This window comes from Stenotrophomonas sp. 01N47 (assembly GCF_056399165.1).
In genome coordinates this window covers 1-14,426 of record NZ_JBFTQU010000008.1, presented here as the reverse complement: position 1 = coordinate 14,426, position 14,426 = coordinate 1, and the positions used below count along the sequence as shown (strand labels likewise).

Annotated in this window: 11 protein-coding genes; 6 read left to right on the top strand and 5 right to left on the bottom strand. The window is 66.3% G+C overall.

From position 1 onward, the window contains the following. Positions 1–3 precede the first annotated feature (3 nt). The 3 genes from AC1DKR_RS15450 to AC1DKR_RS15440 all read left to right on the top strand — a co-directional run bounded on the left by AC1DKR_RS15450 (position 4) and on the right by AC1DKR_RS15440 (position 4,953). Positions 4–864 carry an SH3 domain-containing protein gene (locus AC1DKR_RS15450; protein WP_478033470.1) on the top strand — a complete coding sequence of 287 codons (861 nt, stop codon included), beginning with the start codon at positions 4–6 and terminating at the stop codon, positions 862–864. Positions 865–973: 109 nt separating this feature from the next. Beyond that, the gene (locus AC1DKR_RS15445) at positions 974–2,692 is read left to right on the top strand and encodes a thiamine pyrophosphate-dependent enzyme (protein WP_025874311.1); all 1,719 of its coding nucleotides are present in this window, start codon (positions 974–976) and stop codon (positions 2,690–2,692) included. A 656-nt stretch (positions 2,693–3,348) separates the two neighbouring features. After that, a complete protein-coding gene (locus AC1DKR_RS15440; RefSeq protein WP_089236586.1) occupies positions 3,349–4,953 on the top strand; it encodes a SulP family inorganic anion transporter in 1,605 nt (534 codons plus the stop codon). Between the two features lie 76 nt (positions 4,954–5,029). On the opposite strand, the gene AC1DKR_RS15435 is transcribed toward AC1DKR_RS15440, so the two are convergent. Continuing rightward, positions 5,030–5,740 carry a glutathione S-transferase gene (locus tag AC1DKR_RS15435; RefSeq protein WP_478033467.1) on the bottom strand — a complete coding sequence of 237 codons (711 nt, stop codon included), beginning with the start codon at positions 5,738–5,740 and terminating at the stop codon, positions 5,030–5,032. A gap of 148 nt (positions 5,741–5,888) precedes the next feature. Here AC1DKR_RS15435 and AC1DKR_RS15430 point away from each other — a divergent pair, with 148 nt between their 5' ends. Beyond that, positions 5,889–6,704, top strand: a complete 816-nt coding sequence (locus AC1DKR_RS15430) for a DUF3014 domain-containing protein (protein WP_312786682.1) — start codon at positions 5,889–5,891, stop codon at positions 6,702–6,704. A gap of 181 nt (positions 6,705–6,885) precedes the next feature. Next, complete coding sequence (gene clpB / locus AC1DKR_RS15425; protein WP_312786681.1) at positions 6,886–9,471, top strand: ATP-dependent chaperone ClpB; 2,586 nt, start codon at positions 6,886–6,888, stop codon at positions 9,469–9,471. 84 nt (positions 9,472–9,555) lie between these two features. Here clpB and AC1DKR_RS15420 read toward each other — a convergent pair whose 3' ends face one another. The 3 genes from AC1DKR_RS15420 to AC1DKR_RS15410 all read right to left on the bottom strand — a co-directional run bounded on the left by AC1DKR_RS15420 (position 9,556) and on the right by AC1DKR_RS15410 (position 12,518). Further along, positions 9,556–10,356 carry a MipA/OmpV family protein gene (locus AC1DKR_RS15420; RefSeq protein WP_312786680.1) on the bottom strand — a complete coding sequence of 267 codons (801 nt, stop codon included), beginning with the start codon at positions 10,354–10,356 and terminating at the stop codon, positions 9,556–9,558. Between the two features lie 141 nt (positions 10,357–10,497). Beyond that, complete coding sequence (locus AC1DKR_RS15415) at positions 10,498–11,787, bottom strand: ATP-binding protein (protein WP_478033461.1); 1,290 nt, start codon at positions 11,785–11,787, stop codon at positions 10,498–10,500. Next, positions 11,784–12,518 carry a winged helix-turn-helix domain-containing protein gene (locus AC1DKR_RS15410; protein WP_478033459.1) on the bottom strand — a complete coding sequence of 245 codons (735 nt, stop codon included), beginning with the start codon at positions 12,516–12,518 and terminating at the stop codon, positions 11,784–11,786. The genes AC1DKR_RS15415 and AC1DKR_RS15410 overlap by 4 nt, the downstream gene beginning before the upstream one ends. 181 nt (positions 12,519–12,699) lie before the next feature. Between AC1DKR_RS15410 and AC1DKR_RS15405 the strand changes: the two genes are divergently transcribed. Continuing rightward, complete coding sequence (locus AC1DKR_RS15405; RefSeq protein WP_478033457.1) at positions 12,700–13,986, top strand: O-acetylhomoserine aminocarboxypropyltransferase/cysteine synthase family protein; 1,287 nt, start codon at positions 12,700–12,702, stop codon at positions 13,984–13,986. A gap of 224 nt (positions 13,987–14,210) precedes the next feature. On the opposite strand, the gene AC1DKR_RS15400 is transcribed toward AC1DKR_RS15405, so the two are convergent. After that, the coding region (locus tag AC1DKR_RS15400; RefSeq protein ID WP_478033455.1) for a hypothetical protein at positions 14,211–14,426 on the bottom strand (216 nt) is incomplete at its 5' end.

Here is a 14,426-nt window from a genome sequence, read left to right as displayed (position 1 = left end):
ACGATGACACCCAGGGGTGTGCTGATGGCGGTGATGCTGGCCGGTCTGTTGGCGCCGGCGGCACAGGCGCAGGACGAGGACCGGGGCCCGCTGCGGTTTTCGCCGGCAGCGGGCGTGCAGGCGGCGGTAGAGGTACAGGAGGACGGCATGCTAGCCGTGCTCCTGCAGCCGGCAGGGAAGCGGCAGCGCCTGCCTGGCGCGCCGGACGCCGAGGGACATTCGCGCCTGGGCGCAGAGGATCTCGATTTCGACGGGCGCCCCGAGCTGGTTGCGCGCGCGGCGGTGGGCATGGTCAATGAGGCCGTTGCGGTCTATCGCTTCGACGTAGGCAGCGGTCAGTTCCGCGCACTGAAGGCGGTGACCCATGGACACGACCAGTGCGGTGACCTGATGGGCCTTACCGCCGACGCCGCCACGCGCACGCTGACCGCCAGCTGCCGCAGCGGGCCGATGTGGTACACCGACGTGTATCGCTTCAACGGACCGCAGCTCTATCTGTACCGCAGTGAGAGCGTGTTGATGCTGGGCGATACGCTGAACCGGGCGCTGCACTGGGAAGAGACCGGGAACCAAGGGCCACTGGCGGTGTGGCGTACCTACGATCCCTCCGGCAAGGTGCTGGAAAGCGCCATCGGTGACGGGCTCGGCGCACCAGCAAGCGGTGCGCCGCTGCTGGGGTTGATGGCGAGCGTGCTGCCTGCGCGCCTGTTCCTGTTCGATCAGCCCGGTGCGTCCAGCACGCAGCGCTACCTGGTGCAGGGTGATCGCGTGGAGATGCTGGATGAGCAGGATGGTTGGGTGAAGCTGCGTTATCGCAACCCGAAGCACGGCGCGGTGACGGGGTGGATCAACGTCAACGATTGACGGCAGCCCTGCCCGGAGTTTGCACGACAAGGCGATCGGTCTCTTGCCCACGGGAGCATCACTTCACCGGGACTAGCCTCGGGGTTCCCCCTTGCAAGGCTGTAGTCCCATGAGCAAGCGCGTTGCCGAGATCGTCGTCGATACCCTGCAGCAGGCGGGCGTCCGCCGTTGTTATGGCATCGTCGGCGACACCCTGAACCATGTCACCGACGCACTGCATCGCAGTGAGATCGAGTGGGTGCATGTCCGCCATGAAGAGGTCGCGGCGTTCGCGGCCGGTGCCGATTCATTGATCAGCGGCCAGCTGACCGCCTGCGCGGGTTCGTGCGGTCCTGGCGGTCTGCACTTCATCAACGGCATCTTCGAGAGCAACCGCAACCGCGCGCCGATGGTGCTTATCGCCAGCCAGGTGGTCACCAGCGAACTGGGCATGGAGTTCCCGCAGGAAGTGGATTTCAAGGCGGTGTACGGCAGCTGCACCGTGTTCTGCGAGCAGGTGCACAGCCCGGCCCAGGCACGGCGCGTGGTGGCGCTGGCCTGCCAGGCGGCGATCAGCCGCCGCGGTGTGGCGGTGGTGATCCTGCCGGCCGACATCAGCGAAGCGGAAGTGAAGCACGATGTGCCGTTCTCGGTGCATTACACCCAGCCGGTGCTGCGCCCCTCCGAGGCCGAGCTGCAGCACATCGCCGAACTGCTGGGGCAGGGCAAGCGTATCGGCATCTATGCCGGCGCCGGTTGCCAGGGGGCACATGCGCAGCTGCTGGAACTGGCGCGGCGCCTGCAGGCACCGGTGGCGCACACATCGCGCGCCAAGGATTTCGTCGAACCGGACAACCCGTACAACATGGGCATGACCGGAGTCTTCGGCATCGAATCCGGGTTCCACACGTTGATGGAGTGCGACACGCTGCTGCTGCTCGGCGCGGATTTCGCCTGGGGCCAGTTCTATCCGGACAAGGCCACGATCATCCAGGTCGACCGCGACGGCAGCCACCTCGGTCGCCGCCATCCGGTGAACCTGGGCGTGGTCGGCGATATCGCACCGACGCTGGATGCGCTGCTGCCGATGCTGCCCCCGCGCGAAGACAGCAGTTTCCTGGACGAATGCATCGAGCACCGCGACAAGGCGCTGAAGAAGCGCGAGCAGGAGGAGCAGCCGGGTGAGGGTGAGCTGATCCATCCGCAGCACCTGACCGCGCTGCTGTCGAAGTACGCCACCGACGATGCGCTGTTCACCGCGGATGGTGGCTCGCCGATGGTGTGGGTGCTGCGGCACATCCGGGTGAACGGCCGGCGCCGCACGCTGACCAGCCTGCTGCACGGCACGATGGCCAACGCGATGCCGCAGGCGCTGGGTCTGCAGAAGGCCTTCCCGGGGCGGCAGGTGATTTCGTTGTCCGGCGATGGTGGGTTGGCGATGTTGCTGGGCGACCTGCTGACCGCGGTGCAGGAGAATCTTCCGATCAAGGTGGTGGTGTTCAACAACGGCTCGCTGAATTTCGTCGAGCTGGAGCAGAAGGTGGAAGGGCTGCTGGACAACTACACCGACCTGAAGAATCCGGATTTCGGCCGATTGGCCGAGGTGATCGGCTTCCATGGCCGCACGGTGACCCGCAGCGAGGACCTGGAAGAAGCGGTGCAGGATTTCCTTGCCCAGCGTGGGCCGGCGCTGCTGGATGTACATACCAGTCGCGCGGAGCTGGTGATGCCACCGCAGATCGAAGCCAAGCAGGTGGCGGGCACGGCGTTGTATGCGGCCAAGGCGGTACTGAGCGGTCGCATCGACGACGTGAAGCATCTGCTGGTGGACAACTTCCTGAAGAAGTGAGGGTTGGGGTCTGATGCAGGGCTGCGCCCTGCACCCGCCGAATCAACGTCAACGTCAACGTCAAAAGCGGGGTATCGGTGGGATGGCGGGGTGGGTCCGGTTGCGGGGGACGCCGTAAACCCATACTTGGGGGCTTGGCCGCGGCATTCATGCCGCGGACACCCCCGCAACCGGACCCACCCCGCCTTCGACAGATTCCCACGATCTGTCGGAATGGCATGGCCTGTTTCTGATGGGTGTCGACCTTGGTCGACACGGTAGATCCACGCCATGCGTGGATCCTTCCCAGTAGTGCCGGCCGCTGGCCGGCAACCAGGCAGATGCCTGCGATCCGGCGCTTGAGCGCGCAGCAACCGGCTTCTGCTTTTGATCTTTTGATTCTCATCCGTGGCTGGCGCCCGCAGGAAACTGTCCGTGGCCGGGCGGGTAGGCTGCGCAGGGGCGTGAGCCGCATGGATGCGGCGACCGAGCTTACATGGACGTACTTGCAGCGCCCCCTGCGCAGCCTACCCGCCCGGCCCACCCCCAGAACCTGCTTTCAGCGACCAACCACGAGGGGCTCCGCCGTTGGCTGGAACCCATCATTCCACTCGGGAATTGGCGCGCCGGCCCCGCTGGGCCTACCATCGGCGGTCCCCACCCCCACCGCCCCTTCCATGTCCGCTCCCGCTTCCACCGCGCCGCGCCGCTGGTTCGTCGCTGGCGACTTCAATGGCTTCTTCGGCCTGGTCGTCGACAACCTCTCCATCCTCGGTTTCATCGCCATGGCCCTGGTCGGGATGTTCCAGTTCCCCGCCGACGTGGTCTTCGGCCGCATGTTCCCCGGCACCGCCCTGGGCGTGCTGGTCGGCAACCTGCTGTACACCCTGATGGCACGGCGCCTGGCCGCGCGGACCGGGCGCGACGATGTCACCGCCATGCCGCTCGGCCTGGATGCGCCGACCAGCATCGGCATGGCGCTGCTTGTGCTGGGCCCGGCCTTCCTGGCCTTCAAGCAGCAGGGCATGGACCCGCACGCTGCGGCCATCGCCACCTGGCAGCTGGGCATGGCCTCGCTGGTCATCATGGGCGTGCTCAAGCTGATCCTGTCGTTCTTCGGTGAAGCGGTGACCCGCGCGCTGCCGCGTGCCGCGCTGCTTGGCTCCATCGCTGGCATCGCACTGGTGCTGATGGGCCTGCTGCCGCTGCTGGAAACCCTGCGCTCGCCGCTGGTCGGCTTCACCACGCTGGGCCTGCTGCTGTATGTGCTGATCGCCAAGGGCAAGCTGCCGCTGCGTGGCCCCGGTGTGCTGCTGGCGTTCGTGTTCGGCACCGTCCTGTACTACGGGCTCGGTCTGGCCGGGCTGGGTGTGCCCGGCTTCCAGATTCCGGCCTGGGTGCCGCCGCAGGTGGTGCTGCCGCTGCCGACGCTGGGCTTCATCGAGGGCCTGCCGACCGCGATGACCTACCTGCCGCTGCTGCTGCCGTTCGGCCTGCTGATGGTGGTCGGTGGCATCAACGTCTCCGAGAGCGCGCGCGCGGCCGGCGATGACTACCGCACCCGCGACATCCTGCTGGTGGAAGCGGTGGCCACGCTGGTGGCCGGCGTCTGCGGTGGCGTGGCGCAGACCACTCCGTACATCGGCCAGCCGGCCTACAAGCACATGGGCGCGCGCAGCGGCTACACGCTGCTGACCGGCCTGTTCGTCGGCATCGGCGGCATGCTTGGCATCATTTCCGGGCTGGTGCAGTGGCTGCCGCTCGCGGTGCTGGCGCCGATCATCGTGTACGTGTCGATCGACATCACCACCCAGGCCTTCCAGGCGACGCCGCGCCAGCATGCCGGTGCGATGGTGCTGGGCTTCCTGCCGTCGGCGGCCTACCTGCTGGCGATCAAGGCGCCGGGCTGGATTCCGGCCGAGCAGATGGGCGCGCTGCTGACCCACGTCGATGGTCATGGCCTGCCGGAACTGGCGGTGATCTTCGCGCTCGGCAATGGTTTCATCATCACCTCGATGCTGTGGATCGCCACGGTCGCGGCGATGGTCGATGGTCGCCTGCGCCGTGCCTGCGGCTTCCTGCTGGTGGCGGCGGTGCTCACCCTGTTCGGCCTGATCCATTCGGTGGATCCGCGCGGCGGCATCTACCTGCCGTGGGATCTGCAGGGCCTGGCCCGCGTCATCAGCTGGCAGTTCGCCGGCGCCTATGTGGCGCTGGCCATCCTGCTGGGGCTGCTGTCGCTGCAGAAGCAGGCAGTGAAGCCGCTGGCTGGGAACGACTGATCACGGGTGGTGCCGGCATGGCCGGCACCCTCAGAGGCTCCGGTTGGATCGTGCAGTTGCCGGCCAGCGGCCGGCACTACCGATCTGAATCCAGTTCCGGGTAATGCCGGAAGATGCCGTTGGTGTTGAAGGGCAGCCGCCGCTCCGAAGCGAGATAGACGGCGATGCCGGGCCGTTGTTCCACCCGATCCTTCAGCGCGCGCAGCAGTGGCAACGTCGGCCATAGCGCCTGCATGCGGCGTGGGAACATATAGTCCAGCCCGCTCAGCAACTGGAACAGCGACAGGTCCACGTAGGAGTGTTCGCGCAGCGGGTGGCGACCGCCATTGGCCTTCAGCACCTGCTCGAAGTAGCCAAGGAATTTCGGCAGGCGCTCATCGCGCATCGCTGCCGCGCGCGCCCTGGCCTCGGTCTTCTGGTCTTCGTAGTACTTCGACGCGGCGATCGGATGGTGGGTGTCGTGCACTTCGGCCACCAGATCGGCGATGGTCAGCTGCAACTGCAGCGCCTGCATACGCCGCGAGGCGGCCTGCGGAACCAGATCCAGCGTCGGGCCGAGGAAATCGAGAATGGCCGCGACCTGTGCGATGACCTGTCGCCCCGCCTTCAGGAACGGTGGCGCGAAAGGTTGAGCACCTTCGCTGTGGCCATCGAGGAACGGCTGCATCACGGCGTCGCCGTGCACCCGCGCCATGTCCACGTAATCGGCGCCGGCATCTTCCAGCGCCAGCCGCACGAGCTCGCCACGGCCTTGGATGCCGGTCCAGTAGTACAGCGCGTACTGCATGAAGCTTCTCCACCCAACAGGAACAACAGGGTCGCGCGCGCCGCGCAAAGCAGGCGTGAACCACAACGGCAGTGGAATGGCTGGGGAACCCCGCCGAATCAGGGCAGTCACACCTTGTCCATGCAGCTGAAAGGCGAGGTTCTGCATCATGCAGAGTGGAAAAGTGGTCTGGCCCTGGGTTCTGGGCGTGGTGGTGGTGGGCGGCGCGGGCACGTGGTTGTTCCGCGACCAGTTGCAGCACCTGGCAGATGGCGTAGCGGTGCCGGAGCAATCCGCGCCGACCTCCGCAGGTGCCGCACCGAAGCCTGCTGCTACGCAGGAACCCGCGCCCTCTCCGATCAAGCATCCGCTGGATTCCGAGGCCGCCGCCGACCCTGCGTTGCCGAACCTGGCCGACAGCGATGCCGCCGCCTGGAGCACATTGAGCGAACTGTTCAAGGGCGAGGGCGCGTTGACTGCGCTGCTGCGCGATCACCTGATCCAGCGCCTGGTCACCCAGGTCGACAACCTGGACAAGGCCAGTGTGCCGCCTACCGCGCTGGCTGCACGGCCGCTAGCGGGCAGCCTGCAGGTGGAGCTGGGTGAGGGCGGCGAGCGCATCGCCGCGGCCAATGCGGCGCGCTATGCGCCCTATGTGCAGGCCTTCACCGCGATTGACCCGGCGGCCGCAGGCGTTGCCTACAAGCGCTTCTATCCGTTGATCCAGCAGGCCTACGTCGATCTTGGAAAGCCCGATGGCTACTTCAATGATCGCCTGGTGTCAGTCATTGATCACCTGCTGGACACCCCGGAGCTGGCTCAAGCGCCGCTGGTGGAGCGCGATGCGCGCGGCCGCTACCGCTTCGTCGACGCCACCCTGCAGTCGCGCTCGATCGGGCAGAAGGCCTTGCTGCGCATGGGCGTGGCGCAGGCGCGGGCGGTCAAGCAGCAGCTGCGGGCGATCCGGGGCGCGATCACCCGTTGAGCCAACCCATCGTGCGGATCTGATCCGGATCAACGCGCCGACAACACCCCGTCCGGCATGCTGGCCGCAGGCTGACTGGCCTTCGAATGCAGTCGCAGCCACCCTTGAAACGGGGTGGGGCAACCGCATCTTTCCAGCATCGCCGGCGCGGGCCGGCCAAGATGACCGATGAGGTTTCGCAATGCGAATGGACAAGCTCACCTCGCGTTTCCAGCAGGCGCTGGCAGACGCGCAGTCGCTGGCAGTTGGCCGCGACAACAGCATCATTGAACCGGTGCACGTGTTCAGTGCCCTGCTGGACCAGCAGGGTGGCAGCACCCGGCCGTTGCTGGCCCAGGCCGGCGTCAACGTACCGGTGCTGCGCGAGCGCCTGGACGAGGCGCTTGAAGCGCTGCCGAAGGTGTCCGGCCAGGCCGGCAACCTGTCGATCGGCAACGATCTCAACCGCCTGCTCAACCACACCGACAAGCTGGCACAGCAGCAGGGCGATGCCTTCATCGCCAGCGAGTGGTTCGTGCTGGCCGCGCTGGAAGACGGCGGCACGCTGGGCATGGCGATGCGCGCTGCCGGTGCCGACAAGGCGCGCCTGCAGACCGCCATCGACAAACTGCGTGGTGGCGAGAACGTGCAGTCGGAGAACGCCGAAGAGCAGCGGCAGGCGCTGGAGAAATACACCATCGACCTGACCGCACGCGCCGAGAGCGGCAAGCTCGATCCGGTGATCGGTCGCGATGAAGAAATCCGCCGCACCATCCAGGTGCTGCAGCGTCGTACCAAGAACAACCCGGTGCTGATCGGCGAACCCGGCGTGGGCAAGACCGCGATCGTCGAAGGCCTGGCCCAGCGCATCATCAATGACGAAGTGCCTGAAGGCCTGCGCGGCAAGCGCGTGCTGTCGCTGGACATGGGCGCGCTGATCGCCGGTGCGAAGTTCCGCGGTGAATTCGAAGAGCGCCTGAAGGGCGTGCTCAACGACCTGGCCAAGAGTGAAGGCCAGATCATCCTGTTCATCGACGAGCTGCACACCATGGTTGGCGCGGGCAAGGCCGACGGTGCGATGGATGCCGGCAACATGCTCAAACCGGCACTCGCGCGCGGTGAACTGCACTGCGTCGGTGCGACCACGCTGGACGAGTACCGCAAGTACATCGAAAAGGACGCAGCACTGGAGCGCCGCTTCCAGAAGGTGTTCGTGGGCGAGCCGACGGTGGAGGACACCATCGCGATCCTGCGTGGCCTGAAGGAAAAGTACGCGGTGCACCACGGGGTGGAGATCACCGACCCGGCCATCGTCGCTGCGGCCACCCTGTCCAACCGCTACATCACCGACCGCCAGCTGCCGGACAAGGCCATCGATCTGATGGACGAGGCCGCTTCACGGCTGCGCATGGAGATCGATTCCAAGCCGGAGGAACTGGACCGGCTGGAACGTCGCCTGATCCAGCTGAAGATCCAGCGCGAGATGCTGAAGAAGGAAAAGGACGACGCTTCGCGGCAGCGCCTGGCCGATCTGGAAAACGATATCGATGCGCTGGAGCGCGAGTTCTCCGATCTCAACGAAGTCTGGAAATCGGAGAAGGCCGCGCTGCAGGGCACGACCAAGATCAAGGAACAGGTCGAGCAGGCCAAGGTTGAACTGGAGTCGGCGCAGCGCCGGCAGGATTTCGCGCGCATGAGCGAGATCCAGTATGGCGTGCTGCCGCAGCTGGAAAAGCAGCTGGCTGCCGCCCAGGAAGTGGAGAACCACGACTTCAAGCTGGTGCAGGACCGTGTCACCGACGAGGAGATCGCCGAGGTCGTCTCGCGCTGGACCGGCATCCCGGTCAACAAGATGCTCGAAGGCGAGCGTGACAAGCTGCTGCGCATGGAAGAGGTGCTGCACAACCGCGTGGTCGGCCAGGAAGAGGCGATCAAGGTGGTGTCCGACGCGGTGCGTCGTTCGCGCGCTGGCTTGTCCGATCCGAATCGACCGGGGGGATCGTTCCTGTTCCTGGGGCCGACCGGCGTGGGCAAGACCGAATTGTGCAAGTCGCTGGCCGAATTCCTGTTCGACAGCGCCGACGCGATGATCCGCATCGACATGAGCGAGTTCATGGAGAAGCACAGCGTCGCACGCCTGATCGGTGCGCCCCCCGGCTACGTGGGCTATGAGGAAGGTGGTTACCTCACCGAGGCCGTGCGCCGTCGCCCGTATTCGCTGATCCTGCTGGACGAGGTGGAAAAGGCGCATCCGGATGTGTTCAACATCCTGCTGCAGGTACTGGACGACGGTCGCCTGACCGATGGCCAGGGCCGCACGGTGGACTTCCGCAATACCGTCATCGTGATGACCTCCAACCTGGGCTCGCACCAGATCCAGGACATGAGCGGCGATGACACGCCGGAAGCCTACACGCAGATGAAGGCGGCGGTGATGGGCGTGGTGCAGGCGCACTTCCGTCCGGAGTTCATCAACCGGTTGGATGACATCGTGGTGTTCCATCCGCTGGACAAGCAGCAGATCAAGCAGATCGCGCGCATCCAGATGCGTGGCCTGGAAAAGCGCCTGGCCGAGCGTGGCCTGAAGCTGGTGGTGTCCGATGCGGCGTTCGACCTGCTCGGCAACGTCGGCTTCGATCCGGTCTACGGTGCGCGTCCGCTGAAGCGTGCGATCCAGGCACAGCTGGAAAACCCGCTGGCGCAGAAGATCCTGTCCGGTGCGTTCGTCAACGGCGATACCATCGAAGTGGGCAACGACGGTGGCCATCTGGTGTTCGCCAAGGCCTGATGCGTGCAACGGGGCGCTGCATGATCGCAGCGCCCCGTCTCTTTGCCAGCGCGAACGTCGGTGTCCGGCGCTCGGCGGCAATGCTCAGAACCGGTGCGTATACCCGGTCATCAACCCGAACTGGTTGGCCTTCTGCACGATCGGGCTGTCGGCGGCGTCGCCGAGCAGGCGGGTGCCTTCCACGGCGATGTACCAGTTGCCGTTGCGACCAGCGCGATGGCTCCATTTCATGCCCAGCCCGGCGCTGACCAGGCCGGCCTTGGGCTTGTGCTGGGCGAAACCGGTACGTGCGGCCTGGTCGGGGCTGACGCCGTACCAGGTCTGCAGGTAGCCGCGGTTGCCGTAGTCGGTGGACACGCTGCCGCTGACCACGCCACCGGCCAGATCGAACAGCGGCATCTCCAGGTTCAGGTGGATCTGCTGGGTGGCAAGGCCGTTGTCGCCCTTGTCGTCGTCTTTCATCGTGTATTGCCAGGAACCACTCAACACCGCCTCGCCCAGCGTATAGCCAGCCGCCAGGCCGACCAGGGGCCGGGTACCGATATCACCCATGCCTCGCAGGAAGTCCGAGCCGCCGAGGATCGAGTTCTTCTCCCGTCGGCTGCCGCTGCCGCCGACGTAGGCACGCACGCGGGTGTGTTCGCCGATCGCCGTGCCCCAACCCGCACCGCTGGTACCCAGAAACCAGCCGCCCGGCGAAGTCACGTCGAACGACAGCGTCGGTGCGGCCTGGAATTCCTCGCTGCCGCTGTAGCGCGGGGCAACGCCGCCACCGGCGGCAAGCTCGAAGGTCCATTGATCCTCCTTGGCATGCGCTGTCGACGTTGCGAACAAGGGCAGCAGGGCCAGGCCGAGCAGGGTGGGGAAACGGCGACGGTGGGACATGGCAACTCTCTACAGTGGGAGGAAATGCAGTGCGCGCATCCGGCGCGTGCTGCTGGGTCGACAGCGTGGCGGGATGCCACCGACCAATCCGTCCGCAGTTGTGCGGGAGTTGTAAGCAACTGTAAGCGCGGCCCGTGGCGTTCAGCTGGCAGCCAGTGGCCAGTGCATTTCCAGGCGTGCACCGCCCAGGGTCGCGCGTCCCACGCGCAGCTCGCCGTGGTGACGAACCGCGATGCGCCCGGCGATGGCCAGGCCAAGACCAAAGCCGCCGGTGTCGCGGCTGCGGCTGTCATCCAGACGGGTGAACGGGCGCAACACCTTCTCGCGATCGCCTTCGGCAATGCCGGGGCCATCGTCATCCACGCGCAGGCAGGCCTTGCCGGCCACGCTGACCAGTGACACCTCCACACGGGTGCGTGCATAGCGCATCGCGTTGCCGACCAGGTTGCTCAGGGCCAGCTGCAGCAGGCGTGGCTCGGCATCCACGCGTGGCAGCGCGCTGGGCCAGACCTGCAGCACCAGGCCCGCGCGCTCGGCATCGCGCCGTGCGTCTTCCATGCAGGCCTGCAGCCAGTCATTCGCCTCGATCCGCTGCATGGGCTCGGCGTCGTTGGGATGCTCCAACCGCTCATAGGCCAGCAGCTCACTGACCAATCGGTTGAGCTCGGCCAGATCACCACGCAGGCCGCTAGCGAGGTGTGCCCGCCGCGCCGGGTCGTTGCTGTCCTGCATCAGATCCAGGCCGAAGGCCAGGCGTGCGATCGGCGTGCGCAGCTCGTGGGAAATGGCATGGGTAAGATCGCGCTGCCGTTGCACCAGTTCGGCCACGCGCGCGGCCATGCGGTTGGAATGCTCGACGATGACCCGGATCTGCGAACGTGGCGATACCTGCGCACGCGCCTGCAGATCGCCGGCACCGATGCGATCGGCATGACCCCGCAGCGCTTCCAGGTCGCGCCACAGCAGGCGTACCCAGGCATACAGGCAGGCGCCGACCAGCAGCAGGATGCACAGGTAGGCGGCGGCGGTCATGTACAGGGTCATCTGCACCTCGCCGGGAAAGTGCAGCTGCAGCCAGCGTCCGTCAGCCCCCGCGATGGGCATCAGCACCTGCTGGTAGCGGTCACGGACGATGAAGCCGTCCCCGCGCAGGGCACTGCGCTCGTCGTCATCGAGCACGGGCGGTGCATCCAGCAGTGACAGCGCAATGCCGTAATGCGGCTGCCACTGCAGCAGGCGCTGCTGTTGCTGCTGGCGGTCCAGGCCGGCCAGTCCGCTGCGCAGCGCATACACCTGTCCGCGCACCTGTTCGACGAAGACTCGTTCCTGCAGAGGCGTGTAGATGCGGTCCAGCAGATGGTTGAGGCTGAACACCGACACCAGCAGGCAGCCGCCGGTGACGAACCACAACCACAGGAACAGGCGCTTCACGCCGACCAGGCCGAGGGGTTGAACTGGTAACCGCGGCCCCACACGGTCTTGATCCGGCGCGGTTCGCGCGCGTCATCGCCAAGCTTGCGACGCAGCTTGCCGATGCAGACATCCACGCTGCGATCCAGGCCATCGAAACCGATGCCGCGTGCCGCCTGCAGGATCTGGTCGCGCGAGAGGATCCGCCCGGGCTGGCTGGCCAGCAGCCAGAGGATCTCGAATTCGGTGGTGCCCATTTCCACCGGCTGCCCATGCAGGTGAACCTCGCGCTGCACGCGATCGATCAGCAGTTCGCCATGCATCAACCTGCACGGCACGCCGGCAGGGCCGCTGCCATGGCGACGGCGCAGCAGCGCACGCAGGCGCGCCAGCAGCAGGCGTGGCTCGATCGGCTTGTGCACATAGTCATCGGCACCGGACTCCAGGCCCAGCACCTGTTCGATATCGTCCTCGCACGCTGTCAGCATCAGGATCGGCACGTCGGAAAAGCTGCGGATCTGCCGGCACACGTCGATGCCACCGAGGCCAGGCAGCATCAGGTCCAGCACCACCAGTTCCGGCGCGTGCTGGCGGCAGGCCGCGCTGGCCAGGTCGCCACGCGGCACGTGCTGCACGGCAAATCCATGTTCGCTCAGGTAGTCGCTGACCAGCTCGGCCAGGCGGCGGTCGTCCTCGACCAGCAGCACCTGGGTCGGGTTGCCGGCGGCGGGAGTCCACGGGAAGGGCTGCATCGGGTAGGGCGTCCTTGTCCGGGGCAAAGGGCCCGGCGGCGAAGCCTAGCAATGGCCCATGACGACTGCCTGAATCCCGGGCAACCTGATAACCGCCGGTACTGGCGTCATCGCCAGGGGCTCTCAATGGCGGTCGATGGCTGGCCTATGGTGGGCGTTTCCCCGGATGGAGCCTGGCGCAATGAGCGATCCGCAGTGGCAACTGGAAACCCTGGCCGTGCACGGCGGCTACCGCCCCGACCCGACCACCCGCGCGGTGGCGGTGCCGATCTACCAGACCGTGGCCTACGCATTCGATGACACCCAGCACGGGGCGGACCTGTTCGACCTGAAGGTGCCGGGCAACATCTATACGCGCATCATGAATCCCACCACCGACGTGCTGGAGCAGCGCGTTGCGGCGCTGGAAGGGGGCATCGGCGCGTTGGCACTGGCTTCCGGGCAGGCCGCGATCACCTATGCGATCCAGACCATTGCCGAGGCCGGCGACAACATCGTCGCTGCCAGTGCGCTGTATGGCGGCAGCCTCAACCTGCTGGCGCACACGCTGCCGCAGTACGGCATCCAGGCGCGTTTCGCAGATCCGGCTGACCCGTCGGCGTTCGCGGCCTTGATCGATGAACGCACCAAGGCGGTGTTCGTCGAATCGATCGGCAACCCGCGCGGCAACGTCACCGACATCGCCGCCATCGCCGAGGTCGCGCATGCGGCCGGCGTGCCGTTGATCGTCGACAACACGGTGGCCACGCCATTCCTGCTGCGCCCGTTCGAACATGGCGCCGACATCGTGGTGCACTCGCTGACCAAGTACCTCGGCGGCCACGGCACCAGCCTGGGCGGGGCGATCGTCGATTCGGGCCGCTTCGACTGGACGGCACAGCCGCAACGCTTCGCCCGCTTGAACCAGCCCGATCCGAGCTATCACGGCGTGGTCTATACCGAAGCGCTCGGCGCGGCGGCCTACATCGGTCGGGCGCGGGTGGTGCCGTTGCGCAACACCGGCGCAGCGTTGTCACCTTTCAATGCCTTCCTGATCCTGCAGGGCATCGAGACCCTGGCCCTGCGCATGGAGCGGATCAACGCCAATGCGCTGGCCGTGGCGCAGTACCTGCGCGCCCATCCGAAGGTAGCCTGGGTGCGTTATGCAGGGCTTGCCGACGACCCCGAACACGCGGCGGCGCAGCGCTATCTGGGCGGCCACGGCTCCGGTGTGCTGACCTTCGGCCTGCCGGGTGGGCGCGTGGCCGGCGCCCGCTTCCTCGATGCCCTGAAACTGTTCACCCGGCTGGTGAACCTGGGGGATGCCAAGTCACTGGCCACCCATCCGGCGTCGACCACCCATCGCCAGCTGGATGCGGCTGAGCTGGCCAGGGCCGGGGTCAGCGAGGACACCGTGCGCCTGTCGATCGGCATCGAGCACATCGAAGATCTGCGCGCGGACCTGGAACAGGCGTTGGCGGACGCCTGATGCCTGCTGGCTTGGTCGTCATCGCCAGAGGCGATCACCACCACTGCAGGAAAGCGTTACGGTAGAGACGCTCTCCAAGGGCGTGGCGATATCATCCCCGGCCGATGCGGGTCGGCCGGGGATTTTTTTTGGGGTCAGCCAACCCCACGCCATGCGTGGATGAATCCCCATCGGAATCGAATAGTCCGACGGTGCATCGAAAAGCATCCACGCATGGCGTGGATCTACTGTCGACCAAGGTCGACACCTACCAAATCGTTCATCCACCAACAGCAGCGGGAAATTGTCGAAGGCGGGGTGGCCATCACCATTTCCGCCAGCGAGTAGGCCAGCTCGCGCTCGGCCATCACCGTGCCGTCGGCACCGTGTTCAAGCAGATGCTTCACTTCGGCATCGCTGTGTGCGCGCGCCAGCAGGGTCAGGTTGGGGTTGATCGCACG

Coding starts and splice junctions, on each gene's coding strand:
- AC1DKR_RS15430 (WP_312786682.1), top strand. CDS start 5,889: ATGCAGAGTGGAAAAGTGGTCTGGCCCTGGGTTCTGGGCGTGGTGGTG.
- AC1DKR_RS15450 (WP_478033470.1), top strand. CDS start 4: ATGACACCCAGGGGTGTGCTGATGGCGGTGATGCTGGCCGGTCTGTTG.
- AC1DKR_RS15440 (WP_089236586.1), top strand. CDS start 3,349: ATGTCCGCTCCCGCTTCCACCGCGCCGCGCCGCTGGTTCGTCGCTGGC.
- AC1DKR_RS15445 (WP_025874311.1), top strand. CDS start 974: ATGAGCAAGCGCGTTGCCGAGATCGTCGTCGATACCCTGCAGCAGGCG.
- AC1DKR_RS15420 (WP_312786680.1), bottom strand. CDS start 10,356: ATGTCCCACCGTCGCCGTTTCCCCACCCTGCTCGGCCTGGCCCTGCTG.
- AC1DKR_RS15405 (WP_478033457.1), top strand. CDS start 12,700: ATGAGCGATCCGCAGTGGCAACTGGAAACCCTGGCCGTGCACGGCGGC.
- AC1DKR_RS15435 (WP_478033467.1), bottom strand. CDS start 5,740: ATGCAGTACGCGCTGTACTACTGGACCGGCATCCAAGGCCGTGGCGAG.
- clpB (WP_312786681.1), top strand. CDS start 6,886: ATGCGAATGGACAAGCTCACCTCGCGTTTCCAGCAGGCGCTGGCAGAC.
- AC1DKR_RS15410 (WP_478033459.1), bottom strand. CDS start 12,518: ATGCAGCCCTTCCCGTGGACTCCCGCCGCCGGCAACCCGACCCAGGTG.